Source organism: Agromyces sp. CCNWLW213 (assembly GCF_037199545.1).
Lineage (GTDB): Bacteria > Actinomycetota > Actinomycetes > Actinomycetales > Microbacteriaceae > Agromyces.
In genome coordinates, this window is the sequence record NZ_JBBBDX010000011.1 from 33691 (window position 1) to 58863 (window position 25173).

19 protein-coding genes are annotated in these 25173 nt (G+C 71.8%); 7 read left to right on the forward strand and 12 right to left on the reverse strand.

Features of this window, described 5'->3' with window-relative positions:
• Positions 1-6: 6 nt before the first annotated feature.
• The 3 genes from WBQ80_RS16145 to WBQ80_RS16155 all read right to left on the reverse strand — a co-directional run bounded on the left by WBQ80_RS16145 (position 7) and on the right by WBQ80_RS16155 (position 3378).
• Entirely contained in the window at positions 7-1275 is a 1269-nt protein-coding gene (locus tag WBQ80_RS16145) for a cell division protein PerM (RefSeq protein WP_336572239.1), read from the reverse strand.
• A gap of 30 nt (positions 1276-1305) precedes the next feature.
• Complete coding sequence (locus WBQ80_RS16150) at positions 1306-2778, reverse strand: hypothetical protein (RefSeq protein WP_336572240.1); 1473 nt, start codon at positions 2776-2778, stop codon at positions 1306-1308.
• A 90-nt stretch (positions 2779-2868) separates the two neighbouring features.
• A complete protein-coding gene (locus tag WBQ80_RS16155; RefSeq protein ID WP_336572241.1) occupies positions 2869-3378 on the reverse strand; it encodes a hypothetical protein in 510 nt (169 codons plus the stop codon).
• Positions 3379-3740: 362 nt separating this feature from the next.
• On the opposite strand from WBQ80_RS16155, the gene WBQ80_RS16160 reads away from it, so the two are divergent.
• Entirely contained in the window at positions 3741-5498 is a 1758-nt protein-coding gene (locus WBQ80_RS16160; protein WP_336572242.1) for a prealbumin-like fold domain-containing protein, read from the forward strand.
• 83 nt (positions 5499-5581) lie between these two features.
• Here the strand turns inward: WBQ80_RS16160 and sucD are convergent, their stop codons facing one another.
• Positions 5582-6490 carry a succinate--CoA ligase subunit alpha gene (gene sucD / locus WBQ80_RS16165; RefSeq protein ID WP_336572243.1) on the reverse strand — a complete coding sequence of 303 codons (909 nt, stop codon included), beginning with the start codon at positions 6488-6490 and terminating at the stop codon, positions 5582-5584.
• Between the two features lie 34 nt (positions 6491-6524).
• Entirely contained in the window at positions 6525-7694 is a 1170-nt protein-coding gene (gene sucC / locus WBQ80_RS16170; RefSeq protein WP_336572244.1) for an ADP-forming succinate--CoA ligase subunit beta, read from the reverse strand.
• A gap of 225 nt (positions 7695-7919) precedes the next feature.
• Here sucC and WBQ80_RS16175 point away from each other — a divergent pair, with 225 nt between their 5' ends.
• From WBQ80_RS16175 to WBQ80_RS16185, 3 genes are all read left to right on the forward strand, one after another.
• Positions 7920-8642, forward strand: a complete 723-nt coding sequence (locus WBQ80_RS16175) for a VIT1/CCC1 transporter family protein (protein ID WP_337282607.1) — start codon at positions 7920-7922, stop codon at positions 8640-8642.
• Between the two features lie 21 nt (positions 8643-8663).
• Positions 8664-9533: a DUF72 domain-containing protein gene (locus tag WBQ80_RS16180; protein ID WP_336573570.1), complete on the forward strand. Its 870-nt coding sequence runs from the start codon at positions 8664-8666 to the stop codon at positions 9531-9533.
• Between the two features lie 80 nt (positions 9534-9613).
• The gene (locus WBQ80_RS16185) at positions 9614-12103 is read left to right on the forward strand and encodes a hypothetical protein (protein ID WP_337282608.1); all 2490 of its coding nucleotides are present in this window, start codon (positions 9614-9616) and stop codon (positions 12101-12103) included.
• 48 nt (positions 12104-12151) lie between these two features.
• Here the strand turns inward: WBQ80_RS16185 and WBQ80_RS16190 are convergent, their stop codons facing one another.
• Positions 12152-14662, reverse strand: a complete 2511-nt coding sequence (locus WBQ80_RS16190) for an ATP-dependent helicase (RefSeq protein ID WP_337282609.1) — start codon at positions 14660-14662, stop codon at positions 12152-12154.
• A gap of 208 nt (positions 14663-14870) precedes the next feature.
• Here WBQ80_RS16190 and WBQ80_RS16195 point away from each other — a divergent pair, with 208 nt between their 5' ends.
• The gene (locus WBQ80_RS16195) at positions 14871-15764 is read left to right on the forward strand and encodes a DUF559 domain-containing protein (protein ID WP_337282610.1); all 894 of its coding nucleotides are present in this window, start codon (positions 14871-14873) and stop codon (positions 15762-15764) included.
• 87 nt (positions 15765-15851) lie between these two features.
• Here WBQ80_RS16195 and WBQ80_RS16200 read toward each other — a convergent pair whose 3' ends face one another.
• Positions 15852-16922 carry a glycerophosphodiester phosphodiesterase family protein gene (locus tag WBQ80_RS16200; RefSeq protein WP_336572012.1) on the reverse strand — a complete coding sequence of 357 codons (1071 nt, stop codon included), beginning with the start codon at positions 16920-16922 and terminating at the stop codon, positions 15852-15854.
• A 136-nt stretch (positions 16923-17058) separates the two neighbouring features.
• Between WBQ80_RS16200 and WBQ80_RS16205 the strand changes: the two genes are divergently transcribed.
• On the forward strand, positions 17059-17871 hold the full coding sequence (locus tag WBQ80_RS16205) for a Bax inhibitor-1/YccA family protein (protein ID WP_336572011.1): 813 nt from the start codon (positions 17059-17061) through the stop codon (positions 17869-17871).
• A gap of 204 nt (positions 17872-18075) precedes the next feature.
• On the opposite strand, the gene WBQ80_RS16210 is transcribed toward WBQ80_RS16205, so the two are convergent.
• The 3 genes from WBQ80_RS16210 to WBQ80_RS16220 all read right to left on the reverse strand — a co-directional run bounded on the left by WBQ80_RS16210 (position 18076) and on the right by WBQ80_RS16220 (position 20910).
• Entirely contained in the window at positions 18076-19383 is a 1308-nt protein-coding gene (locus WBQ80_RS16210) for an RNA polymerase sigma factor (protein ID WP_442892693.1), read from the reverse strand.
• A gap of 24 nt (positions 19384-19407) precedes the next feature.
• Entirely contained in the window at positions 19408-19839 is a 432-nt protein-coding gene (locus WBQ80_RS16215; RefSeq protein WP_336572010.1) for a YciI family protein, read from the reverse strand.
• Positions 19840-19962: 123 nt separating this feature from the next.
• Positions 19963-20910, reverse strand: a complete 948-nt coding sequence (locus WBQ80_RS16220) for an L-lactate dehydrogenase (RefSeq protein ID WP_336572009.1) — start codon at positions 20908-20910, stop codon at positions 19963-19965.
• Positions 20911-21057: 147 nt separating this feature from the next.
• Here WBQ80_RS16220 and WBQ80_RS16225 point away from each other — a divergent pair, with 147 nt between their 5' ends.
• Positions 21058-23028: a cell wall-binding repeat-containing protein gene (locus WBQ80_RS16225; RefSeq protein WP_336572008.1), complete on the forward strand. Its 1971-nt coding sequence runs from the start codon at positions 21058-21060 to the stop codon at positions 23026-23028.
• A 63-nt stretch (positions 23029-23091) separates the two neighbouring features.
• Here WBQ80_RS16225 and guaA read toward each other — a convergent pair whose 3' ends face one another.
• Both guaA and WBQ80_RS16235 read right to left on the reverse strand, forming a co-directional pair.
• The gene (guaA, locus tag WBQ80_RS16230; RefSeq protein WP_336572007.1) at positions 23092-24669 is read right to left on the reverse strand and encodes a glutamine-hydrolyzing GMP synthase; all 1578 of its coding nucleotides are present in this window, start codon (positions 24667-24669) and stop codon (positions 23092-23094) included.
• On the reverse strand, positions 24666-25166 hold the full coding sequence (locus tag WBQ80_RS16235) for a DUF3817 domain-containing protein (RefSeq protein WP_336572006.1): 501 nt from the start codon (positions 25164-25166) through the stop codon (positions 24666-24668). Before WBQ80_RS16235 ends, guaA begins: the two co-directional genes overlap by 4 nt.
• Positions 25167-25173 lie beyond the last annotated feature (7 nt).

The following is a 25173-nucleotide window of genomic DNA, read 5'->3' on the forward strand; positions in this document are numbered from 1 at the left end:
CCGCGGCTAGACCGGCGGGGCCACGCGCTCCGGCTCGTCCCGCGCCGGTACCCCGGTCAGCGCGTTCCGGGCCCGCGCACGTGCGGCGAACACGCCGGCGACCGCGCCCACGCCCACGCTCGCTGCGGCGGCGGCCGCGACCAGGAGCGCGTCCGGCCCCACCTGCGCCAGCCGACCCGGTCCGGCCGCGCCGCCCGACCAGGCCGCGAACACGCCGAGCAGCCCGCCCGCGACGACGCCCGCACCGAGCCCGACCGCGAGCGTCGCCCACCACGGCGCCTTCTCGTGCACGGGGACGGACGTCGCGACGGCGATCGCCCCGGCGAAGCCGAGCAGCACCGGCAGCGCAAGCCAGAGCACGCCCAGCGGTGCCCCTTCGGGCGGTAGGGCGCCGAGGAGCGGCAGCCCCGGGACGGGCCCGATCAGCGTGACGCCGGGCGACACCGTGGTGCCGGCGCCGAGGGCGAAGCCGGGCCCGAGGAGCCAGGCCGCGGCCCACACGACGAGGTTGGGCACCAGCGCGAGCTGCACCATCGTGATGGCCGTGTCACCGTCGACGCCCGCGCCCAGCGCCTGGTAGAGCCCGACGATGGTCGCGTGGTCGAGCACGATCCGCACGGCGACCAGGACCGCAGCGACGGCCACCACGCCGAACGCCGCACCCACGCCCACGCGCACCGCGGTCCGGACGCCGTCGAGCGCGACCGCGGGCAGCCGGTCGATGCGGTCGCGGACGGCCGTCGTCGTGGCATCCGTCGCCCAGCCCAGACGCGCGAAGGTGCGAGCGACGCCGACGAGCGTCCCCGCCGCCATCACGAGCGCCGGCAGCAGGACCGCCTGCCACTGCGACGGCGCCGCGACCTCGGTCGTGGCGAGCCACCCCATCGCGCCGCCGAGCAGGCCGACCGTGACCACGGCGGCCGCGGCGCCCACGAGTGGATCCCCGCCCTGGGTCGCGCGCCGCCCGATCCGCATCGCGAAGGCGAACGTCAGCACGGCGAAGCCGAGCAACGGGAGCGTCACGGCGAAGGGCTCCTCGGCGCCGGCGATGCCGACGCTCGCCGCCGTCGCCTCGTCGAGGCGGACGGTCACGTCGACGCCGTGCCCGAGGAGCCAGAGGTCGCCTGCGACGCGGAAGAACACGTCCAGCGGCGCCGCGAGCTCGAACGCGACCGCCCAGAGCAGCATCAGCGGCACGAGCGCGACGCCGTATCCGATGAGCGTCGACACGGTCGCCTCGAGGGCGGCGAGCAGGGCGATCGTCGTGCGTCTCATCGCACTCGACCTTAATGCGCCGGCGTGGGATCAGCCCGCAGGACGTGCGGAGTCGATGCGACCCAGCGCGATCCGGGCGTCGGCGTCCGCCTCGTCCCCTCCGTCCGCCGGCACCGCCGCCGCCGTCCCGGGAACCTCCTCAGCCGCGTCGGGGACGTCCGCACCCGGGCGCCGCAGCAGCTCGACGAGCGCGACCGCGAACAGGGCGAGCACCACCGTCCAGATCACCGTCGACAGCTCGATCGGCCGGCTGAACCACAGCACGAGCGACGCGATCACCGCGATGACCACGTAGGCCGCAACCCTCGAGCGGTCCAGGGCAGCACCGAAGCGCCCCGTCGTCACGCCGCGCTCCTCGGCCGCGCGGCGAACCGCCCCGAAGCCGTCGTCGGCGAACCCGCGGGCGGCGCGCGCCGGGCGCCACGGTCCCGACAGCCACGCGATCAGCGCGATCGCGATGGCGAGCACCGCCAGGGCGACGATCGTGGAGACCATCAGGTCCGTGAGACCGCCGTAGATCGCCTCGGCGGCGCCCGCGGGCATGATCGACGGACTCACGGTCCCGACGAAGAACAACCGGCCGGTTCCGAACCCGGCGAGCGTCAGGAGCATGACGAGGGCGAGGCCGCCGGCCGTCCACACGAGCGCGGCGCTGCGGCGTTTCGCGACGAGCACGCCCGCGGCGAGCAGCACCAGCACGAGGACCGGCAGCCACGTGCCGACGGCGACGGCGAGCGCGTACATCGTCTGGATCAGCACGAGCGAGTCGACCTTCGCCACCACGACGCTGCGCTCGATCACCGGGATCGCCGCGGCGAACTCGACGCCGCGATCGGCGAGCCGGGACTTCACCTGCTCGATGATCGGGCCGAGCTGCACCGAGAGCGTGCCGTCGTCGCCGATCGCGAGCGCGGCATCCGGGTCGCCCTGGAGCGCGGCGATGAACTGCCGGTGACTGCCGCGCAGCGCCGCCGCCCACACGTCGGCGAAGGCCTCGGAGGTCACCACCCGGTCCACGGTCTGCTGCAGCAGCGAGCTCAGGCCCTCGGCGGCCGGACCCTCGAGCAGACCCAGGGCGTCCTCGGCGCGCGGCGGAAGGTCGAGCGACCGGATGCCGTCGAAGACGTCGGACGTCAGTTGCGGGATGTCGACCTGCTCCTCGATCGCGCCGACCACCTCGTCACCGATGTAGGCCTGCACCGCCGGATCCTCGCCGAGCGGCGCGAAGGTCGACACGAACCGGTCGGTGTCGATGAGCTGCAGCCGCGCCCACGCGCTCACGACCGCGACGGGGGCGAGCAGGAGGCCGATGACGACGAGTGCGACGGCTGCGACGGTGCGGCCGCGATGCCGCCTCGGCCGGGCCGCGGGCGCGGATGTCGCGGCTCGCGCCCCGGCGGCCGCCGGGACCTCCGGCACCGCCGCGCGGAGGCTCCGGTTCTCGGCCTCGAGCTCGGCGATGCGAGCGCGGAGCTCCTCATCGGTGCGGATCGGATCGGACATGGCGGACTCCCCCGTCGTCGGACGCCTCGGAGCCGACGATATCCACGCCCGTGGCACGCCGGGGGACGATGGTCCCGTGGGCCGGCGGCGTCAGTGCACGAACGCCTTCAGGAGCATCATCGCGAACCCGAATCCGGCGGTCGCCAGCGACCCGAGGACCTGCATGAGCGGACTCGCGCCGCGACGTCGGAACGCGACGAAGCCGAGCACCGCGAGCACCACCACGCCGGCCCAGAGCGCCGCCCACAGCGCGACCGCATCGGGTACCGCGCGCGTGGCCCCGATGAGGAGGATGGCCGACGGGATCAGGGCGGCGACGAGGAGACCGAGGGACCGGCGCAGCGAGTGGCGGAACGCCCGACGGAGGCCCATCATCCTGCCCTCGGCGTCCACCCCGTGATTCGCGACCGTGCCGGCGTAGACGTGGGCGGCCCAGAAGACGATCACGGTCACGGCGACGGTCCAGAAGACGGACCACGAGCTGTCGCCGTGCGCGCCCGCGACGACGATCATGCCGGAGACGAGGATCACGCCGTACACGGATTCCTCGGTCACGAAGCTCGCCTTGAGGACGTGCACCGGACTCGGCCGGACTGTCATGGCTCCATGCTGCCACGAGCGGTCCGGGAGCGCCCCCCGATCTGGGGTATGAGGATTTCTCATCTCCACTCGCGGCGCGCACGCCGACCGGAGTACCGTGCGCAGTGGCATACAGACTCCCCTACGGCGCGATGCACGCCCGGCGAAGCTCTACCCACCTCGCCCGACGCGCCGACGGAAACCCGATCTCTCCCCGCATCATCGCCCCGCAGAGGACCGTCCGGTCCGCCCGGACCGGACGACGCTGCGAATACCCGGAGGCGATGATGCCGCTTGCAGCCAGAATTCGAACATCCGAAGAACGCGCCGAGTCGCGTCGACGATATCTCCCGGGGGCGGCCGCGGTCGGCGTCACGGCGCTCGTGGGCACCGTGCTCATCAGCGGGCCCGCACTGGCGGACCATCCCGAAGTCAGCCTGACCGGCAGCAACTTCGAGGTCGACACCAACGCCAACCTCAAGGTCGATGACGCGGCACCCTCGATCGACTGGGCGAGTGACGGGGTGACCACGCCCACGGCGGATCTCCCGCCCGGGTCGGGGGACGACTCATTCGGCAACGGGTCGAAGGAGGACACCGAAGTCCCGTCCGTCGTGGACGGGAGCATCCCGCCGAACAAGAGCGATCTGCTGAACTTCAACACGTACGTCGAGAAGGTGCCGGGCGGCGACGACTTCCTGCACATGTTCTGGCACCGCGTCCAAGAGCCGCGTGGCACTACGAACATGGACTTCGAGTTCAACCAGGAGGCTGCCGATCCGGAAGTGGGCAACGGCGTCACTCCCGCGCGGACCGAGGGCGACCTGCTGATCCAGTACGACCTCTCGCAGGGTGGGACCAACCCCACACTGTCCATCGCGTACTGGCTCGAGGATACGTCGTTCGGTCCGACCTACGTGGAGGACCCGGTGGCGGTCACCCCGTCGGACTGCGTCGCATCGAACGCGTTCCCCTGCTGGGGCCTGCGCACCAACCTCAGCCAGGCGGGCATCGCGACCGGGTCGATCAACACGACGCAGATCCCGGCGAGCGAGTCGGCACCGCTGCCCGGACCGATCTCGGCCCGCACGTTCGGCGAGGCCTCCGTGAACCTCACCGAGCTGCTCGGCGATAGCTGCACGTCCTTCGCCGGCGCGTACCTGAAGAGCCGTTCGTCCGACTCGTTCACGGCGGCCCTCAAGGACTTCATCGCGCCATCCGGGACGCCCATCACGAATTGCGCGACGGTGACGATCCGCAAGTTGACGGATCCCGCCGATGAGCCCGAGACGACGCTGTTCGGGTTCGACCGCAGCTTCACCGTGGAGTCCGATGCGGAGACGCCCGACCTGACGTTCGACCTCGGCAACGGCGGTGCGCAGACGTTCACCGACGTGCCCTTCGGCACGGACTACGTCGTCGATGAGAGCACGATCCCCGATGGTTGGGCGCTCGATGACATCGACTGCACGATGAGCACGGGATACGGGGAGACCCCCGAGGAGACGCAGGCCGCGTTCGCCGTCGACACGGCGGCCGGAACCGTGACCTTCGACCTCGCCGAGGGACAGGCCGTCGACTGCACGTACACGAACGTGCTCCAGACGGGCTCGCTCCTTATCGTGAAGGACCGCAAGCACGCCGCGGACAACGATGACGATCCGGCGACGGTGAACGAGACGCACTCGCATGAGGGCGTCACCTTCACCGTGACGGGTGGTGACATCGACCCCGAGACACCGTTGACCGGTCAGACGAATGCGGACGGCGAGCTCTGCTTCGACGACCTGCTCGTCTCGTCGGTCGCCGGAGACTACACGGTCACTGAGGACGTACCGGATGGCTACGTGAGCGATGACGCCACGAAGGATGTCACGGTCGTGCTCGGCCCGGATTGCGCCGACGAGGAGGACGATCCCGTCACGGTCAACTTCCTCAACACGCCGTTGACCGACATCACGGTCAGTGTCGACTCCCTCGAGCCCGGTGGCACGTTCTCGAGCATCGAGTGCGATGCCACGGTGGAGGACCCGGATACCGATCCCGACGTCTCGCTCGATGAGGAACTCGACGATCCCAGCGTCAAGCTCGAGGACCTGCAGCCGGGCACCTACACATGCGTGGTCGTGATCGACCCGTGAGACCCGGAGGAGGAATCGCATCCTGACGACGAGGGGCCCCGCCCGGCGAACGCCGGACGGGGCCCTCCCTGCGGTGCGCAGCGCTACGCGCCGAGCGTCTCGTACACCTCGCGCAGCAGGCGGGCGGTCTCGGACGGCGTCTTGCCGACCTTGACGCCCGCGGCCTCGAGGGCCTCCTTCTTCGCCTCGGCCGTGCCCGCCGAGCCGGAGACGATGGCGCCGGCGTGGCCCATGGTCTTGCCCTCGGGTGCGGTGAAGCCGGCCACGTAGCCGACGACCGGCTTCGTGACGTTGGCCTTGATGAAGTCGGCCGCGCGCTCCTCGGCGTCGCCGCCGATCTCGCCGATCATCACGATCGCCTTCGTCTCGGGGTCCGCCTCGAACGCTGCGAGTGCGTCGATGTGGGTGGTGCCGATGATGGGGTCGCCGCCGATGCCGATCGCGGTCGAGAAGCCCAGGTCGCGCAGCTCGTACATCATCTGGTAGGTCAGCGTGCCCGACTTCGACACGAGCCCGATCGGGCCCTTGCCCGTGATGTTCGCCGGCGTGATGCCGACGAGCGACTCCCCGGGGCTGATGATGCCCGGGCAGTTCGGTCCGATGATGCGGGTCTTCTCGCCCTTCTCCTTGGCGTACGCCCAGAACTCGGCGGAGTCCTGCACGGGCACGCCCTCGGTGATGATGACGAGGAGCGGGATCTCGGCGTCGATGGCCTCGACGACGGCGTCCTTCGTGTAGGCGGGCGGCACGAACGCGATCGACACGTCGGCTCCCGTCTGCTCGATGGCCTCCTGCACGCTGGCGAAGACCGGCAGCTCGACCGGGTTGCCATCGGCGTCCCGGTGCAGCACGGTGGTGCCGGCCTTGCGCGCGTTCACGCCGCCGACGACCTGGGTGCCCGCCGCGAGCATGCGCGCGGTGTGCTTCGTGCCCTCGCCGCCGGTGATGCCCTGGACGATGACCTTGGAGTCCTTGTTCAGAAAGATGGTCATTGCTTTTCCTAGTCCTTGATCTCGACGGGCTCGATCAGCGCGCGGCGTTCGCGAGCTCGGCGGCCTTGTCGGCGCCCTGGTCCATGTTCTCGGCGAGGGTGACGAGCGGGTGCGCCGCCTCCTCGAGGATGCGGCGGCCCTCGGCGACGTTGTTGCCGTCCAGTCGCACGACGAGCGGCTTGTTCGCGGTGGAGCCGAGCTCGGCGAGCGCGCCCACGATGCCCTTCGCGACCTGGTCGCAGGCGGTGATGCCGCCGAAGACGTTGACGAAGACGGCCTTCACCTGCGGGTCGCCGAGGATGATCGAGAGGCCGTTGGCCATGACCTCGGCCGACGCGCCGCCGCCGATGTCGAGGAAGTTGGCGGGCTTCACGCCGCCGTGGTTCTCGCCGGCGTACGCGACGACGTCGAGCGTCGACATGACGAGCCCCGCGCCGTTGCCGATGATGCCGACCTCGCCGTCGAGCTTGACGTAGTTGAGGTCGAGCTCCTTCGCGGCCTGCTCCAGCGGGTCGGCCGCGGCCTTGTCCTCCAGCAGGGCGTGGCCGGCGTGGCGGAACTCCGCGTTCTCGTCGAGGGTCACCTTGCCGTCGAGCGCGATGACGTTGCCGTCCTCGTCGCGGATCAGCGGGTTCACCTCGACGAGCGTCGCGTCCTCGCTGCGGTAGACGTCGTACAGCTTGACGAACACGTCGGCGACCTTGTCGACGAGCTCGGCCGGGAAGTTCGCGGCCTCGGCGATCTCGCGGGCCTTGGTGGGCGTGATGCCCGTGCCGGGGTCGACCTCGATGCGCGCGAGCGCCTCGGGCTTCTCGACGGCGAGCTGCTCGATCTCCATGCCGCCCTCGACGCTCGTGAGCGAGAGGTACGACCGGTTGGCGCGGTCGAGGAGCACCGAGAAGTAGAACTCCTGCGCGATCTTGGCGCCGGCGGCGACCATGACGCGCTTGACGACGTGACCCTTGATGTCGAGACCGAGGATCGCCTTCGCGGCCTCCTCCGCCTCGTCGGCGTTCTTGGCGACCTTCACGCCGCCGGCCTTGCCGCGGCCGCCGGTCTTCACCTGTGCCTTGACGACGACGACGCCGCCGAGCTTCTCCGCCGCGGCGCGCGCCTCTTCGGGCGTGTCGGCGACGATGCCCGGGAGCACCGGCACTCCGTACTTCTCGAAGAGGTCTCTGGCCTGGTACTCGTAAAGATCCACGCTCTGCTTCCAATCGTTCCGCGGTTCGCGCGTAGGGATGGTGGGTGAGGGGGCCCGGGTGACCTCTCGACGTCGAGATACCTCGATGTCGAGATAAACGGGCCGCGACCATGGTACCCCTCCCCCGCGGCACGCCCGAACCGGCCGTCGCCCGCACGTCGGGCGCTCCACGTCGCGGGACCTCCGGCCGGTGGCATCCGCCCCCGGCGCTGCGATACTGCCGACATGACGGATGCCGCTGCCGAACCGACGCACCGCACCGACCCGCACGACGGCAGGGTGCACGCGAAGCTCAACTGGCTCCGGGCCGCCGTGCTCGGCGCGAACGACGGCATCGTCTCCGTCGCGGCCCTCGTGGTGGGCGTCGCGGCGGCGACGACGGACCTCGGCGCCATCGTCGTCGCTGGCGTGGCCTCCGTCGCCGCCGGGGCGATCTCGATGGGGCTCGGCGAGTACGTCTCGGTCTCGAGCCAGCGCGACACCGAGCGGGCCCTCATCGCGAAGGAGCGCGAGGAGCTCGCCACGATGCCCGAGCAGGAACTCGCCGAGCTCGCCGAGATCTACCGGGGCAAGGGCCTCTCGCGCGAGACGGCGGAGCGCGTGGCCATCGAGCTCACCGAGCACGACGCGATCGCGGCCCACCTCGAGGCCGAGCTGCACATCGCCGAGGCCGACGTCGTGAACCCGTGGCACGCGGCCTGGGCGTCCGCCGCGTCGTTCCTGGTCGGGGCGGTGCTGCCGATGATCGCGATCCTGCTCCCCCCGCCCGAGTGGCGCATCGCGACGACGTTCATCGCGGTTCTCGTGGCGCTGGCCGTCACGGGCTGGCTCTCGGCGTGGATCGGCGGGGCCCCGCGGCTCCGCGCCGTGTCGCGCGTCGTCATCGGCGGCGCGCTCGCGCTCGCGGTGACGTGGGCGATCGGCGCCCTGCTCGGCGGCGCGGTCTAGCGGGACGGGCAGGACGCCGGCATGGCCGAGGCGCGGATCGGCATCTCCGGATGGCGGTACCGTCCGTGGCGCGGCGTGTTCTATCCGAAGGGCCTCCGTCAGGCCGACGAGCTCGCCTACGCCGCCGAGCGCATGACCTCGATCGAGCTGAACGGCTCGTTCTACTCGCTGCAGCGCCCGGCGAGCTGGCTCCGCTGGCGGGACGGCACGCCCGACGGCTTCCTCTTCGCGGTCAAGGGCCCGCGGTTCATCACCCACGTCAAGCGCCTGGGCGACATCGACGCGCCCCTGGCGAACTTCCTCGCCTCGGGCGTGCTCGACCTGGGGCCGAAGCTCGGTCCCGTCCTGTGGCAGCTCCCACCGACGCTCCGATTCGACGAGGACCTGCTCGACGCGTTCCTCGCACGACTGCCGAGAACCCGAGCGGATGCCGCCGCGCTCGCCGCCCGGCACGATGACCGCATGGAGGGCCGGGCGTCGTTCTCGGCGGCGGTGCCGGGCGCCCCGGGACCGACGCGCATCCGGTACGCCGTCGAGGTGCGGCATCCGTCGTTCGAGGAGGCCGCCGACCGGTGGACGACCGTCCTGGAGCGGCACGGCGTGGCATCCGTCACCGCCGACACGGCGGGCAAGTACCCCCGCCTCGACCGGACGACCGCCGACTTCGCGTACGCCCGGTTGCACGGCGAGGAGGAGCTCTACGCATCGGGCTACGACGAGGGCTCGCTCGACCGGTGGGCGGAGTGGACGCGCGCGCACCTCGAGGCCGGCCGCGACGCGTACCTGTACTTCGACAACGACATCAAGGTCCGCGCGCCGTACGACGCGATGGGCCTCATCGCCCGGCTCCCGGTGCCCGCCTCGCTTCCGCAGGCTCCGGGGCGTCCCTGACGGCTTCGGCTCGCCACGGGACTACCATGACGCGCGTCGGGGGCCTGAGGCCCGTTCGCCGCAGGGAGGCGGTACGCACGATGTCGGCATCGCAATCGGAACCCGTGCTCGAGCTCCGCATCCACGGGGTGAACAACACGCCGCCGCACGACATGCTCGATCTGCCGAAGGACGACGTCGAGCTCGCCTTCGGCGACGACCTCGGCAGCTTCTGGCACCCGACCCCGGAGGCCGTGGAACGCGGGCGCGTCGACCGCGTGCACGGCGAGACCTCGCGCGGCGTGGTCGAGCCGGCCGAGGTCCCGCGCGGTCGCGTCCCCCACGGGGTCCACCGCGAGACGTACTCGTGGGGCGGGATGGTGCGCACCGCGCCGCCGGAGTCCGGCATCGGCGGGGTCGCCCTCGCCGTCCTCGCCCGCGCGGCATGGACGCTGCTCCTGCCGTTCAGCATCGCCAACGCCGCGATCTGGGCCTGGCAGCTGCCCTCGCCGCGCGACGGCCGCCGCATCCGCGCGGGCGCCGCGATCGTGCGCATCGCGTGCCTCGCGCTCACGCTCGTGCTCGCGCTCGCCGTCGCATCCGTCGCGATCGACCTGCTGGCGCTGCAGTGCTTCCGCGGTGGGCGGACCGTCTGCGAGCCGATCGGCGGGGCCGGCGACACGTTCGCGGCCTGGAAGGACGAGCGCCGCGTCGCCCTGTTCTCGCTCGTGCCGGTGCTCGCCCTCGTGGCGGTGTTCCTCGTCTCGAAGCTCTCGACCCTGCGCTACAACGTCGCCGGCCGGATCCTCGGCGGGCCCGACGACGACGACGACGGCCGGCCGCTGCTCGCCGAGCCGCGGTTCTGGCTCACCCGCACCGAGACCCACCGCCTCGCGATCCTGCACCTCGCAGCCGGCGTCGCGGTGGTCGCGCTCGTGACGAGCTTCGCGTACGCGAGCGACACCACGGGCGTGACGCCGTTCCTCGCCGTGGCGTCGGGCCTCGTGGTCGTCGCGTGCGCCGCGCTCGTCGCGACCACCGATTCCGCGCCGTACGAGCTGACCCACGCGAACCGCCGTGCCCCGTTCGGGCTGCTGACGGCGGCCGTGGTGCTCTACGCCGTCCCGATGCTCGTGCTCGGGTTCCACGGCGACATCCGCCTCGAGCCGCGCGTCATGGGGCAGGCCTCCGACCGCATCCTGCTCGCGATCATCGCGACGGCGCTGGCGCTCATCGTCGTGACGTGGGCGCTGCCGGCCCGTGACCGCGCCCGTCGCGGCTGGCGCGGGCGCGGCGCCGCGGTCTTCCTCACCCTCGGGCTCTCGATCGAGCTCGTGCTCGGGTCCCTGCTCAACGTGCTCGTCGGCGACTGGCTGAACGGCGCCGCGGCGGCGAACCGGCTCGACCAGCCGTACCCCGAGTGCTCGGGCGAGGACTGCCTGCCGGGCGAGATGACGATCGGCCCGTTCTTCGCGCCGTTCCTCGGCACGACCCTGGCGGCCATCCTCGTCGGCGCGATCGTCGTCGGCGCGATGCTCGTCCGCCGACGGGACGTCACGGCGCGGGCGCCGGCGGCCGCGCCCGGGTCGACGTCCGACGCGCCGTCGACGACGGATGCCGCATCGGCCCGGGCGACGCTGTCGACGCTGCTCCGTCCCGAGGTCGACCAGAAGCGCGCCCTCGCGGCCCGGCTGCACCTCGCCGAGCCGATGGTCGGAGTCCTCGCGATCGCGTTCTTCACGGCCGCCGTCGTCACGGTCGCGATGGCGCTCGCGCCCGGGTCGCTCCGCCGGGTGCTTCCGCCCGAGGCGGCCGCCGCCGTCGCCACGGCCTTCGCGCGGTGGATCGACGCGTCGCTCATGGTCTGGGTCGTCATCGGCCTGTCCGTCACGGCCGGCCTCGTGCTGGGCGGCCGGCGCTCGTCCCGGCCGCTCGCGCTCGTCTGGGACCTCGCATGCTTCCTGCCGCGGGCGGGACACCCGTTCGGCGCGCCGTGCTACGCGGAGCGGGCCGTTCCCGAGGTCGCGCGTCGCATCCGGTGGTGGCTCGACCTGCCGCCCGTCGAGCGCGACGGGACGACCCGGCCGCGGTCGGTCGTGCTCGCCGCCCACAGCATGGGCGCCGTCGTCGCGGTCGCGGCCCTCTACGCGCTGCGGAACGATCCGGGCTGGCCCTCGTACCGCGACCGGATCGGGCTGCTGACCTTCGGCGTGCAGCTCCGGCCGTACTTCGGGCGCTTCTTCCCCGAGGTGCTGGGCCCGGAGGTCATCGGCGCGGTTCCCTGCGGCCGGCCCGCCGCGTGGCAGCGGGACCCGTGGTCGGGCGCCGACCTCGAGGGAGGCTCCCCGGCGGTGCCGGGCGGGTTCCCCGCGTCGCGGTGGCTGAACCTGTGGCGCCTGACCGACTACCTGGGCTTCCCGGCGCACTCCGTCGGCACGGCCGGGAACGCGCGCGACCGGTACGCCGAGGAGATCGACCTCAGCGGCTACGTCGGCGTGGTCGACACCCACAGCTGGTACTACCGGACCCCGGCGTACCAGCGCGCGCTCGACGACCTGTGCCGGGCCTCGTCCGCGGCGGGCGGCGGATGATCGGCCGGTCGGCACGCGTCCTCCCGGACGCCGGATCGGTGGCGGCCGCTACAGCTTCTCGATGGGCGCGATCTTGATGAGGAGCTTCTTCTGCCCCGCGGCGTCGAAGGCGACGTGGGCGATGCGCTTGCTGCCCTCGCCGGTGACCTGGCGTACGGTGCCCTCGCCGAAGTCCGTGTGACGGATGCGGTCGCCGGCCTCGAGCGTGAGGTCGCCGTTGTCGCGCACGGTGCCCGTGACCCGGTTCGCCCACTCCGTCTTCGTCGCGGTGGACTTCGTCACGCTGAACCGCTCGAGGTCGCGGTCGCGCGTCCCCCAGGCCCCGCCGCCGCTGCCGCCGTAGCCGCCGCGGCGCGCGTTGAGCGCGCGAGGCTGGCTCCCGCCGCGGCTGTTGGCCATGCCGGGCGACTGCTTCCAGTCGACGAGCTCGTCGGGGATCTCCTGCAGGTACCGGCTCGGCATGGCGACGGACACCTCGCCGAACTGCGCGCGGCTCATCGCGAGCGAGAGGAAGAGCCGCTTGCGGGCGCGCGTGATGCCGACGTAGAAGAGTCGCCGCTCCTCGGCGGGGCCGCCGGGCTCGGACGCCGACATCTGGTGCGGCAGCAGGCCCTCCTCGAGCCCGGTGAGGAACACGGCGTGGTACTCGAGGCCCTTGGCCGTGTGCAGCGTCATGAGCGACACGGTGCCGGATGCGTCGTCGAGCTCGTCGGCGGCGGCCACCAGCGACACCTGCGTCAGGAAGTCGACGAGCCCCGCGCCCGGGTTCTCGCGGTCGAAGTCCTTCGTCTGCGCGAGGAGTTCCTCGACGTTCTCGGCCCGGGTCTCGTCCTGCGGATCGCGGCTGTTGCGGAGCGTCGCCACGAGCCCCGAGCGGTCGAGCAGGAAGGCGAGCACGTCGGACACCTTCGCCGCGCCCTCGTTCGTGCCCTCGTCGAGGCCCTTCTGCGACGGCACGAGCATCGCCGACGCCTCGTCGAGCACCTTGGCCAGGTCGACGATCGCCTTGGTCACCTTCGGGCCCAGTCCGAGGCCGTCGGCCGCGCGCATCGCCTGGCGGAAGGTGAGGTCGTTCTGCTCGGCGAAGCTCGCCAGGCTCGTCTCGGTCGCCGGTCCGATGCCGCGCTTCGGCGTGTTCAGGATGCGGCGCAGCGCGAGCTCGTCGAGCGGGTTCGCGACGGCGATGAGGTAGGCCATCGCGTCCTTGATCTCGGCGCGCTCGTAGAACTTCGTGCCGCCGACGACGCGGTACGGCACGGCGGAGCGCACGAAGATCTCCTCGAGTGCACGGGTCTGCGCGTTCGTGCGGTAGAAGACCGCCATGTCGCGGTAGGCGACGCCCGCGCGGCGCAGCGCCTCGATCTCATCGACGACGAACTGCGCCTCGTCGTGCGCCGTGTAGCCGGTGTAGCCGGTGATCTTGTCGCCGTCGCCGTCGGCCGTCCAGAGCTTCTTGTCCTTCCGGTCGAAGTTGTTCGAGATGACCGCGTTCGCCGCCGAGAGGATGTTCTGCGTCGATCGGTAGTTCTGCTCGAGCAGCACGACCTTCGCGCCCGGGAAGTCGCGCTCGAACTCGACGATGTTGCGGATGTCGGCGCCGCGGAAGGCGTAGATCGACTGGTCGGAATCGCCGACGACGGTGAGGCTCGCGCCGGGGATCGCGCCCGAGGCATCCGTCATGCCGCGAACGAGCACGCCGTGCTGGTCGAGCTCGGCGACGACGTGGGGCTCGACGGGGCGCGTGAGCTCGCGGATGAGCGCGTACTGCGCGTGGTTGGTGTCCTGGTACTCGTCGACGAGGATGTGCCGGAACCGCCGCTGGTACAGCGCCGCGACCTTCGGGAACGCGCGGAACAGGTAGACGGTCTCGCTGATGAGGTCGTCGAAGTCGAGCGCGCTCGCGTCGCGCAGCCGGCGCGTGTACTGCCGGAAGATCTCGAGGAACATGACCTCGTTGGGGTCGTTCGTGTTGACGTTGCGGGCGTACGTCTCGACGTCGGACAGCTCGTTCTTGAGCTTCGAGATCTTCGCCTGCGCGCTCGCCGGCGTGAACCCGAGCGTGTCGGCATCGAGCTCCTTGATGATGCGCTTCAGGATGGTGCGCTGGTCGGCCGAGTCGTAGATCGTGAACGTGCTCGACAGCCCGAGCGACTCGGCCTCGCGGCGCAGGATGCGCACGCACGCCGAGTGGAACGTCGAGATCCACATGCCGCCGGCCGCCTCGCCGAGCAGCGCCTCGACGCGCTCGCGCATCTCGGCCGCGGCCTTGTTGGTGAAGGTGATCGCGAGGATCTGGCTCGGCCATGCCTCGCGCCCGTCGATGAGGCTCGCGATGCGGTGCGTGAGCACGCGGGTCTTGCCCGACCCCGCGCCCGCGACGATGAGCAGCGCGGGCCCGCGGTACTCGACCGCCTCGCGCTGCTGCGGGTTGAGCCCGGCCGTCAGCCGATCGGATGCCGCGTGCCCGGCGCCGTGCGGCGCCCCCGTGCGTTCGTCGGTGGCCGCGACAGGCGCCTCGCGCCAGCCGGTCGGGTCGTCGGGGTCGAGGATCAGCGTCATGTCCCGTCAAGTCTAGGCGCGGCATCCGACAGCCCACCCCGCCCCTGACTTCGCGCCCACCCCTGCTCTTCACGGCACCCACGCCGAATCACCTCGAACGGCCGCTCGGCTGTCCTGAACGCGGCCATCGGAGGTGACTCGAGGACCGCGCCCGGGCCGCTGTGGACAGCGCAGTGCTCCCGCGCGGATGACGTGGCACCGTTCGTGCATGCCCGTCCCGCCGCGCCCGCTGCCGCTCGAATTGCGTCTCGCGCCGTTCCGCGTGGCCGAGGCGCGCGAGCTCGGCATCAGCCGCCGCCGCCTCCGAGCGCGTGACCTGACCGCCCCGTTCCGCGGCATCCGCTCGGCGGCGCCCGTCGACACGCTGCTGGACCGTTGCCTCGCCTACGCGGCGCACATGCACGCCGAGCACTGGTTCAGCCACGCGACGGCCGCTCGGCTCTGGGGCCTGCCGGTGCCGGCGCACGTCGCCGCCGAGACCGCGCTCCACGTCTCGGCCGCGGGCCGCGAACCGCATGGCCGGGGCGTCGTCGGCCATCGCGCCTCCGCCGCCCCGGCGATCGCCTTCCTGCACGGTCTCCCGGTGCTCGCGCCGGCAGACGCGTGGTGTCAGCTTGCGGGATCGCTCGACCTCGATGAGCTCATCTCCGCCGGCGACCGACTCCTCGGCAGCCCCCAGCCGCTGTGCGGAGCGGAAACGCTCGATGCGGCGATCGCGCGCCACGGCGCCCGGCGCGGCGCACGGGCGATCCGGGCGGCGCGGCTCGAACTGCGGCCACGCTCCAGATCGGCCCGGGAGACGAGGCTGCGCCTCCTCGTGATGCGCGCCGGATATCCCGAGCCCGCGCTGAACCATCCGATACGTCTGCCGGACGGCACGTCGACGGACGGCGACCTCGTCTTCCGGGAGCACCGGGTCCTCCTCGAGTACGACGGCGAGCAGCATCGCACCGACCGTCGGCAGTTCGACCGCGACGTCGATCGGCTGAACCAGCTCGCCCTCGCGGGCTGGCTCGTCATCCGCGTGCGATCAGGCATGGCGGATGCCGCGATCCTCGAGGCGCTGGACCGGGCCCTGCGTGCGCGTGGATGGCCGGGATGACCTCGAGTCACCTCGAACGGCCGCCCGAGGGCCCGCCACCGGGCCGTTCGAGGTGACTCGGTCACGCACCGAGCGCCCGAATGGCGGTCAGGAGTCGGCGACGGCGCGGCGCGCCTCGATGCCGAGGTCCGGGTGGTCGAGGAACACGCCGTCGACCCCGGTGCGCAGGATGCGGGTGAATTCGCCGAGCCAGTCCCCCCACGCGCTGCGCGTGGCCCCGCGGCGGTGGGGCGGGGCGAGGAAGCGGTTCTCCGGGCGGAGCGTCCACGTGTAGACCGCGAGGCCGGCGGCGTGCGCCGCGTCCACGAGCGCCGCACCCCGCAGCGGAGCGTCCGGTCGCACGCGTCGCGCGGCGGCCGCGACATCCGTCGACGACGCCGGCCCACCGACGAGGCGCGCCTTGCCGACGCTGATCCCGTCGACGACCCCCGCGAGCCCGGCCAGGCCCGCCCCGGTCGCGTACGAGTCGTACGTCCGGGCCGCCGGGCCGTCGATCGTGGCGAGGTCCCACGGCGCTCCGCGGTCCTCCACGAGGAGCACGCGCGTGCCGCCGATGCCGCCGTCGCGCAGCCGCTCGAGGAGCGTCGGCTCGAACGCCTCGGAGATGAGGCGGTCGTCGCCGCGACCCCATCCGGCGGCCGACAGCTCGGCGGCGAAGAGCTCGTCGAGCGGGAGTCCGAGCGAGGCGAAGTGCGTCGCGTGCTTGAACTCGGCGACGAGCCGGATGACCCGGCCCGTCTCCTCGGCGGCGCCATCCAGCAGCGCCAGCAGGTCGCGGAACCGGATGATCGGGTAGCGGCCGTCGAAGGTCGCGTTGTGCTGGCGGATGCCGCCGAGCCGCTCGGTCGCTCGGAGCGTCGACAGCTCCGCCCACGTGAAGTCCTCGGTGAACCAGCCCGTCAGCTCGCGGCCGTCGATCGACCGCGTCGTCCGGCGCGACGCGAACTCGGGGCGGGACGCGACATCCGTCGTGCCGGAGATCTCGTTCTCGTGGCGCAGGACCAGCACGCCGTCGCGCGTCGCGACGAGGTCGGGCTCGACCGCATCGACGCCGAGGGCGAACGCGAGCCGGTACGACGCCTCCGTGTGCTCGGGCCGGTAGCCGGGCGCACCACGGTGGCCGATGACGAGCGGATGCTCGGCGGCGCCTGGCAGCATCCCCTCAGCGTAGCCACGGCCCGGATGCCTCCACCGGAATGCGGCGCGAATTCTCGGCGTTGACACGGATGGACCCGATAGATTGGGAGTTCCTTCTCCACCCGACGGAAAGCCGAAAGCAGAGGAAACCACGGCAATGGCACTCAACAACCCCGCCTTCTCACGTAACGAGGCGTTCTCCAACCAGGGGGCGGTGGCTGTCGCGCAGGACATGTCCGCCCAGCAGTTGCAGGACATCTACAACCAGCCGGCCACGCTCCCCGACCGCGAGGTCATGACGATCGAGGACACGATCCAGAAGTCGGCCGCCGCCTTCGGCGTGCTCCTGGTCGGCGCCGCGATCGGCTGGATCACGATGCAGTCCGTCCCGTTCCTCTGGATCGGCGCGGGCATCGTCGGCTTCGTGCTGGCGCTGGTGAACATCTTCAAGAAGGAGCCGTCGCCCGGGCTCGTGCTCGCCTACTCGGCGGTGCAGGGCGTGTTCGTCGGCGGCATCTCCGCGTACTACGAGGCGATCTTCCCGGGCGTCGTCGCTCCGGCCGTCATCGCGACGCTCGTCGTCGTCGGCGTGACCCTGGCGCTCTTCGCGTCGGGCAAGATCCGCGCATCGAAGAAGGCCACGAAGGTCTTCCTGATCGCCATGGTCGGCTACCTGGTGTTCTCGCTGGTCAACTTCGGGCTGATGATCTTCAACGTGACGGACGACCCGTTCGGTCTCCGCTCGTGGGATGGCTTCTTCGGCATCCCGCTCGGCGTGATCCTCGGCGTCTTCGTCGTCATCATGGGCGCCTACTCGCTCGTGCTCGACTTCGACTTCATCCAGCAGGGCGTGCGCAACCGCGCCCCGAAGAAGTACGCGTGGACCGGTGTCTTCGGCATCATGGTCACCGTGATCTGGCTGTACCTCGAGATCCTGCGCATGCTCGCGATCATGCAGTCGAGCGACTAGCAGCGGATGCCGCGCACGTGAACGGGTCGCCCTTCGGGGCGGCCCGTTCCGCGTCTCCGGAGCGCGCGACGGAAGCCCAACCGTCGGAGTGCCGTTTCTGCGGTGGAGTGCCCGTGCAACGGGGCCTCCACCTCGGAAACGGCACTTCATCACGGCGAAGCGGCGGGACGGGGCGCCGGGCAGCGGGCTGCGGGCGGGCCGGCGTCAGCGCGACCCCGGCCGCGACGCGCGCGCGAGGAGCACCGCGCGCTCGCGCTCGTTCGCGGTGAGGCGCGCGGCCTCCGCGAACGCCTCGCGCGCGGCATCCGTTCGCCCGAGCCGCTCGAGCAGCTCGGCCCGGACGGCGTGCAGCGGATGGTAGCGGGCGAGCCGGCCGTCGGCCGCCAGCCCGTCCACGATCGCGAGCCCGGCCTCGGGCCCGTCGGCCATGGCGACGGCGACCGCGCGGTTGAGCTCCACCACGGGTGACGGCGCCACGCGCCCGAGGGCCTCGTACAGCGCGACGATCGTCGCCCAGTCGGTGTCGTCGACGGATGCCGCGACGTCGTGCTGCTCCGCGATGGCGGCCTGCAGCGCGAAGGGGCCGCGGCCTCGGCCGATCGCGTCGGCCCGGCCGAGCGCGGCGCGCCCGCGCGCGATCGCGGAGCGGTCCCACCGCCGCCGGTCCTGGTCGGCCAGCAGGACCGGGTCGCCGTTCGCGTCGAGGCGGGCGGGGAACCGCGCGGCGGTCAGCTCCATGAGCGCCAGGAGCCCGTGCACCTCGGGCTCACGCGGCACGAGCCCCGCGAGCACGCGTGCGAGCCGCAGGGCCTCCCGGCTGAGTTCGGGTCGCATCAGGTCGGACCCCGCGGAGGCCGAGTGCCCCTCGTTGAAGATCAGGTAGAGCACGCCGAGCACCGTGCCGAGCCGCTCGGGGAACTCCGACCGCGGCGGCACCTCGAACGGCACGCCCGCATCGCCGAGCGTCTTCTTCGCGCGCACGATCCGCTGCTGCACCGTCGACACCGGCACGAGGAACGCCCGTGCGATCTCATCGGTCGTGAGGCCCGCGACCACCCGCAGCGTGAGCGCGACGCGCGCCTCCCGTGAGAGCACCGGGTGGCACGACACGAACACGAGCCGCAGCATGTCGTCGTCGATCGCGTCCGGGTCGTACGGCAGGTCGGCCGTCGCATCCGTCGCCTCGGCCTGCTCGCGCTCGAGGTCGTGGGCGATCGCGGCGAGCCGCTCGTCGTACCGTTCGCGTCGTCGCCATCCGTCGATCGCGCGGCGCTTGGCCACCGCGGTGAGCCACGCGGCCGGGTTCGACGGGATGCCCGAGGCGGGCCACTGCGCGAGTGCCTCGGCGAGCGCGTCCTGGGCCAGGTCCTCGGCGAGCGCGAAGTCGCCGACCATGCGGGTGAGCGTTGCGACGATGCGCGCGGACTCGATGCGCCAGACGGCCGCGACGGCCCGCCGGGCGGACTCGGGGTCCACCGGGCGGGCCGTCGCGGCGTCCGACTGGTCGGTCACGTGGCGAGCGCGGTCACGCGGGAATCAGGCCCGGGAGGCCCGCTGCGCCTGCTCCTCGCGCCAGCCGGCCTCCTTCTGGATCCACTCGTTGTCCTGCGGGAAGTCCTCGATCTCGGTGACGCGGCGCACCTCGAGCTTCGAGCCGGGGCCGAGCGGGCAGCGCTTGGCCCACTCCGCGGCCTCCTCCTTCGAGGCGACCTCGAGGATCCAGAAGCCGTTGAACAGCTCCTTGGTCTCGCCGTAGGGCCCGTCGGTCACGAGCGGCGGCTCGGCCGAGAAGTCGACGACGAAGCCCTCGCTCGCGTCGGAGAGTCCCTCGCCCGCGAGCAGCACGCCCGCCTTCATGAGCTCCTCGTTGTACCGTCCCATCGCCTCGATCACCTGCTCGAAGGGGATGTCCTGGTACGCCTGCACGGCCTCGTCGGTGGCCCGCATGATCAGCATGTACTTCGCCATGGTGGTTCGCTCCTCGCGTGTCCGGGTCGCACTTCGACCCTCTCACTCATGACGTCGAACGGGAACCCTCCCGATCGACGCATCCGCCGAAGAATTTCGCGAGCGGATGCCGCGGGGCCGACCTCAGATCCCGAGCGACGCGATCGACGACCGCAGCGCGTCGGCCGAGTCGTGCAGCTTCCGGCGCTCGTCGTCGGAGAACGGCGTCTCGCCGAGCGGGGTCACGCCCGACGAGTTCACGATGCTCGGCACCGACAGCGCGACGCCGTCGACACCGTGCACGCCGCCCAGCACCGCGCTCACCGGCAGCACCGCGGACTCGTCACCGAGCAGCGCCTCCACGATGCGCGCGCCCGACAGGCCGATGGCGTAGTTCGTCGCGCCCTTGCCCTTGATGATGCGGTAGGCCGCGTCGCGCACGTCCGCGGCGATCTGCTCCAGCTCGTCGGCCCGGAACCCCTCGCCGTGCGCCCAGTCGAGGATCGGCACGGTGCCGACCGTGGCGCTCGACCACAGCGCGAACTCGGTGTCGCCGTGCTCGCCCACGATGTGCGCGTGCACGCTCGAGGTGGCGACGCCCGCGCGCTTGGCGAGCAGCCAGCGGAGCCGCGCGGTGTCGAGCACGGTGCCCGACGAGAACACGCGGTTCGACGGGAGCCCGGAGATCTTCTGCGCGGCGACCGTGAGCACGTCGCAGGGGTTGGTGACGAGCATGTAGATCGCGTCGGGTGCACGCTCGAGCAGCTTCGGCAACAGGTCCTCGAGGATCCGCACGTTGGTGCCGGCGAGCTCCAGCCGCGACTGGCCCGGCTCCTGCTTCGCGCCCGCCGTGATCACGACGACGTGGGAACCCTCGACGACCGCGAGGTCGTCGCCGCCCTCGATCGTGCTCGAGCCCACGAACGGGGTGCCGTGCGCGAGGTCGAGCACCTCGGCGTCGACCTTCGCCGAGTTCACGTCGTACAGCGCGACATGCCTCGCAGACCCTCGGATGAGCGCCGCGTACGCGAGGCTCGCGCCCACGCTCCCGGCCCCGACGACGGTCAGTTTCGCGTTCTCCACCACACCCATGTCCGCCATCCTTCCGAAGCGGGCGCCGGATGTCACGAAACGGCAACGGGCCTGCGCAGGATTCCGCCGCTGTGGTTCGATCGATACGAGCCCCCGCACCATTCCGGGCGTCGGGCGACCCGACCCGAACGTCGTCCGGAGAACCGATTGCCCCGCACCAGCCCCGCGCGCCCGCGCGCCGCTCGTCCCGCCCTCGTACTCGCGCTCATCGCCACAGCCCTCGTCACGTCGCTGGCCGACTCGTTGACTGCGCAGGCCGCCGGCGCTTCCGCTTCGATCTCCGGCACGGTGACGCTCACGGACGGCCGGCCGCTCGCCGGCGGCTGGGTGAGCGCAGGGCCCGGGCTGCCCGGTGCCACCGTGGGCGACGACGGCAGGTACCGGATCGACGGCCTCGCACCGGGTTCGTACACCCTGCACTTCCAGCTCGGCTCCCGGCTCGACGAACTCGCCGACTACGTCCCCGAATACTGGAACAACCGGTACCTCCCGTCCACGGCCGTCTTCTTCGACCTCGCGGCCGGACAGCATCTGACGGACATGGACGCCCAGCTGGGCCTGGGCGCCACCGTCTCCGGGCGGATCACACTGCCCGGCGGCACCCGACCCGGGGACGCGGTGGCGACCGTCGTCGGCCGAGACGGAGGCGTCGTCGACTTCGACTACGACGAAGGCGCTCTCCGGCCGGATGGGAGCTATCTCATCCGCGGCGTCCCGCCGGGTGAGTGGACGCTCGAGTTCTGGGGCAGGAGCACAGAAGGCGAACGGTACGTGACGGAGTACTGGGGTGACAAACCCTACGTCTCCCAGGCGGCCTTCGTGAAGATGGCCGCCGGCGCGAATCTGTCGACCATGAACGCGGAGCTCGCACGAGGCGCCAGCATCTCGGGTCGCATGACGGACCCCGACGGGAAGCCGGTCGTCGGCGGGAACGTCTACGCCGAGAGCATGCAGAGCCTCGCCACCGGCGTGCAGCAGGGTGAGACGCTGGAGGTGGCACAGACCGATGCGGAGGGTCGGTACACCGTCGAAGGCCTGCCCCCCGGCTTCTGGAGTCTGCAGTTCAATGCGCCCTGGGCCTCGACATACCGCACCGAGTTCTGGAGCGATCGGAGCGTGAGCAACCGGGATGTGATCCGCGTACTGCCTCAGACCGAGATCACGGGCAAGGACGCCCAGCTCGCCTCCACGTCGCCGACCACGTCATGGGGTGAGGTCACCCGGGTCGCGGGGAGCGATCGCTACGCTACCGCGGTCGCCGTGTCCGCGGCGCAGTTCCCCGCCGGTGTCCCGGTCGCGTACGTCGCCAGCGGCGTCGCGTTCCCCGACGCACTCGCGGCCGCACCCGTGGCCGCTGCGACCCGGAGCCCGGTCCTGTTGACCGCTCCGGATGCACTCCCAGCCGTCGTGGCCGACGAGCTCCGCCGCCTGAAGCCGGGCCGCATCGTCGTCCTCGGCAGTCCCGGCGCGGTCAGTTCCACCGTCGCAGGCCGACTCAGGGAATTCACGACCGGGTCCGTCACCCGACTCGCCGGCGCGGACCGGTATGCGACGGCGGTCGCGGTCTCGAAGTCCCGATACGAGCCGGGCATCCCAGTGGTCTATCTCGCGAGCGGTGCGACGTTCCCGGATGCGCTGTCCGGCGCCCCGCATGCCGGGCTCGCCGATGGCCCCATCCTCCTGACGGGGGCCACGGCCCTGCCGAGCGTCGTCGTGGACGAGCTGAAACGGTTGCGGCCGGAGCAGGTGCGGGTGCTCGGCAGCGCCGGTGTCATCAGCAGCACCGTGGAGGCGCAGTTGCGGCAGCTCGGGCTGTACTTCGTGGACCGGTACGCGGGACCCACGAGGTACGAGACCTCGGCGGTCCTCTCGGGAACCTTCGAACCCGGCGTCTCCGTCGCGTACGTGGCGAACGGCGCGAACTTCCCCGACGCGCTCGCGGCCGGCCCGGTCGCCGGCATCACGAGCGGACCGGTGCTCCTCACCCCGACCGATGCCCTCCCGGAGGCGATCGCCAAGGAACTGAAGCGCCTGCGGCCGGCCCGGATCGTCATCCTCGGGAGCCCGGGAGCGGTGTCGACGACCGTCGAGACGCAGATCGCCGCGCTGTCGCAGTGAGCAGGCGAAGGGGTGCCGGTCTCGAGCGACCGGCACCCCTTCGCTCATGTCACCGGTGCGACGTCACTCCCACTCGATGGTGCCCGGCGGCTTCGACGTGACGTCGAGCACGACGCGGTTGACCTCGCGCACCTCGTTCGTGATGCGGTTCGAGATCCTGGCGAGCACGTCGTAGGGCAGGCGCGTCCAGTCGGCGGTCATCGCGTCCTCCGACGAGACCGGACGCAGCACGATCGGGTGGCCGTACGTGCGGCCGTCGCCCTGCACGCCCACCGAGCGCACGTCGGCGAGCAGCACGACCGGGCACTGCCAGATCTCGTGGTCGAGGCCCGCGGCGGTGAGCTCCGCCCGCGCGATGGCATCCGCCTCGCGGAGCACCGCGAGCCGGTCGCGCGTGACCTCGCCGACGATCCGGATCCCGAGACCGGGGCCCGGGAACGGCTGGCGGCCGACGATCGCCTCGGGCAGCCCAAGCTCGCGTCCGATGGCGCGCACCTCGTCCTTGAAGAGGGTGCGCAGCGGTTCGACGAGCTCGAACTGCAGGTCCTCCGGCAGGCCGCCGACGTTGTGATGGCTCTTGATGTTCGCCGTGCCCGAGCCGCCGCCCGACTCGACCACGTCGGGGTAGAGCGTGCCCTGCACGAGGAACCGGATGGGCTCGCCGTCGGCGTCGGCTTCGGCGATCAGGTCGCGCTCGGCCTGCTCGAACGCGCGAATGAACTCGCGCCCGATGATCTTGCGCTTCTCCTCCGGGTCGGTGACGCCCGCGAGCGCGGCGAGGAACGTATCGGCGGCGTCGACCGTGACGAGGCGGATGCCGGTGGCGGCGACGTAGTCGACCTCGACCTGCTTGCGCTCGTCCTTGCGGAGCAGTCCATGGTCGACGAAGACGCACACGAGCTGGTCGCCGACGGCCTCGTGGACGATCGCCGCGGCGACCGCGGAGTCGACGCCGCCGGAGAGCCCGGCGATGACGCGCCCCGAGCCGACCTGCTCGCGGATGCGCGCGACCTGCTCGGCGATCACGTTGCCCGAGTTCCAGTCGGCGGGGATGCCCGCGGCGCGGTGGAGGAAGTTCTCGATGACCGCCTGCCCGAACGGCGAGTGCTTGACCTCGGGGTGCCACTGCACGCCGTAGAAGCCCTGCTCGTCGTGGGCGAACGCGGCGACGGGCGTGTCGGCGGTCGAGGCCAGCACCTCGAAGCCGTCGGGGGCGACCGCTACGGAGTCGCCGTGGCTCATCCACACGGTCTGGTGCTCGGGCTGGCCGCCGAGCAGCGCGTTGCCGTCGTCGGTGCGCACGGTCGCGGCCGTGGCGCCGTACTCGCGCCGGCCCGTGTGCGCGACCTCGCCGCCGAGCTGCTGCGCCATGACCTGGAAGCCGTAGCAGATGCCGAGCGTCGGCACCCCGAGCTGCAGGATCCCGGGGTCGAGCGCCGGCGCGCCCTCCTCGTAGACCGACGACGGGCCGCCCGAGAGGACGATGCCGATCGGGTCCATCGCGCGCACCTCGTCGGCGGTGATCGTGTGGGGCACGATCTCCGAGTAGACGGATGCCTCGCGCACGCGCCGGGCGATGAGCTGCGCGTACTGCGCGCCGAAGTCGACGACGAGGACGGGGCGTTGCTGGGTCTCGCTCACTGGGCGGCCTCCACGGGCTCGGAGTCGGAGTCGGAGTCGGTCGACGGACGCGCGGCGGCGGCATCCGCTTCGCGCTTCGCGAGGTACGCGCGCACCTCATGGCCGATTCGGGTCTCGAGGAAGAACGACAGGAACGGCACGATGCCGCCCGAGGCGAGCAGCAGCAGCTTCCAGAACGGCCACCGCATGAGGCTCCAGAGCCGGAAGTTGCTGAACAGGTACACGACGTAGAACCAGCCGTGGGCGATGAGGATGCCGGTCGAGAGGTTCACGCCGACGCCGGTCGACTCGAGGCCCTCGGGGGTCTCGACGACGGGCTCGAACGAGAGCAGGCCGTTCGGGCCGAACGCGTACAGCTCGACGTGCCAGACGTACTTGAGCAGCATCTCGGCGGTGAGCAGCAGGAGCATGACGCCGGTGATGACCGACGCGACCATGTAGAACTTCAACGCCCCGCGGATGCGCGGGAAATCAGCCGGTTTGGGCTCGAGGGGCATGCGCTCC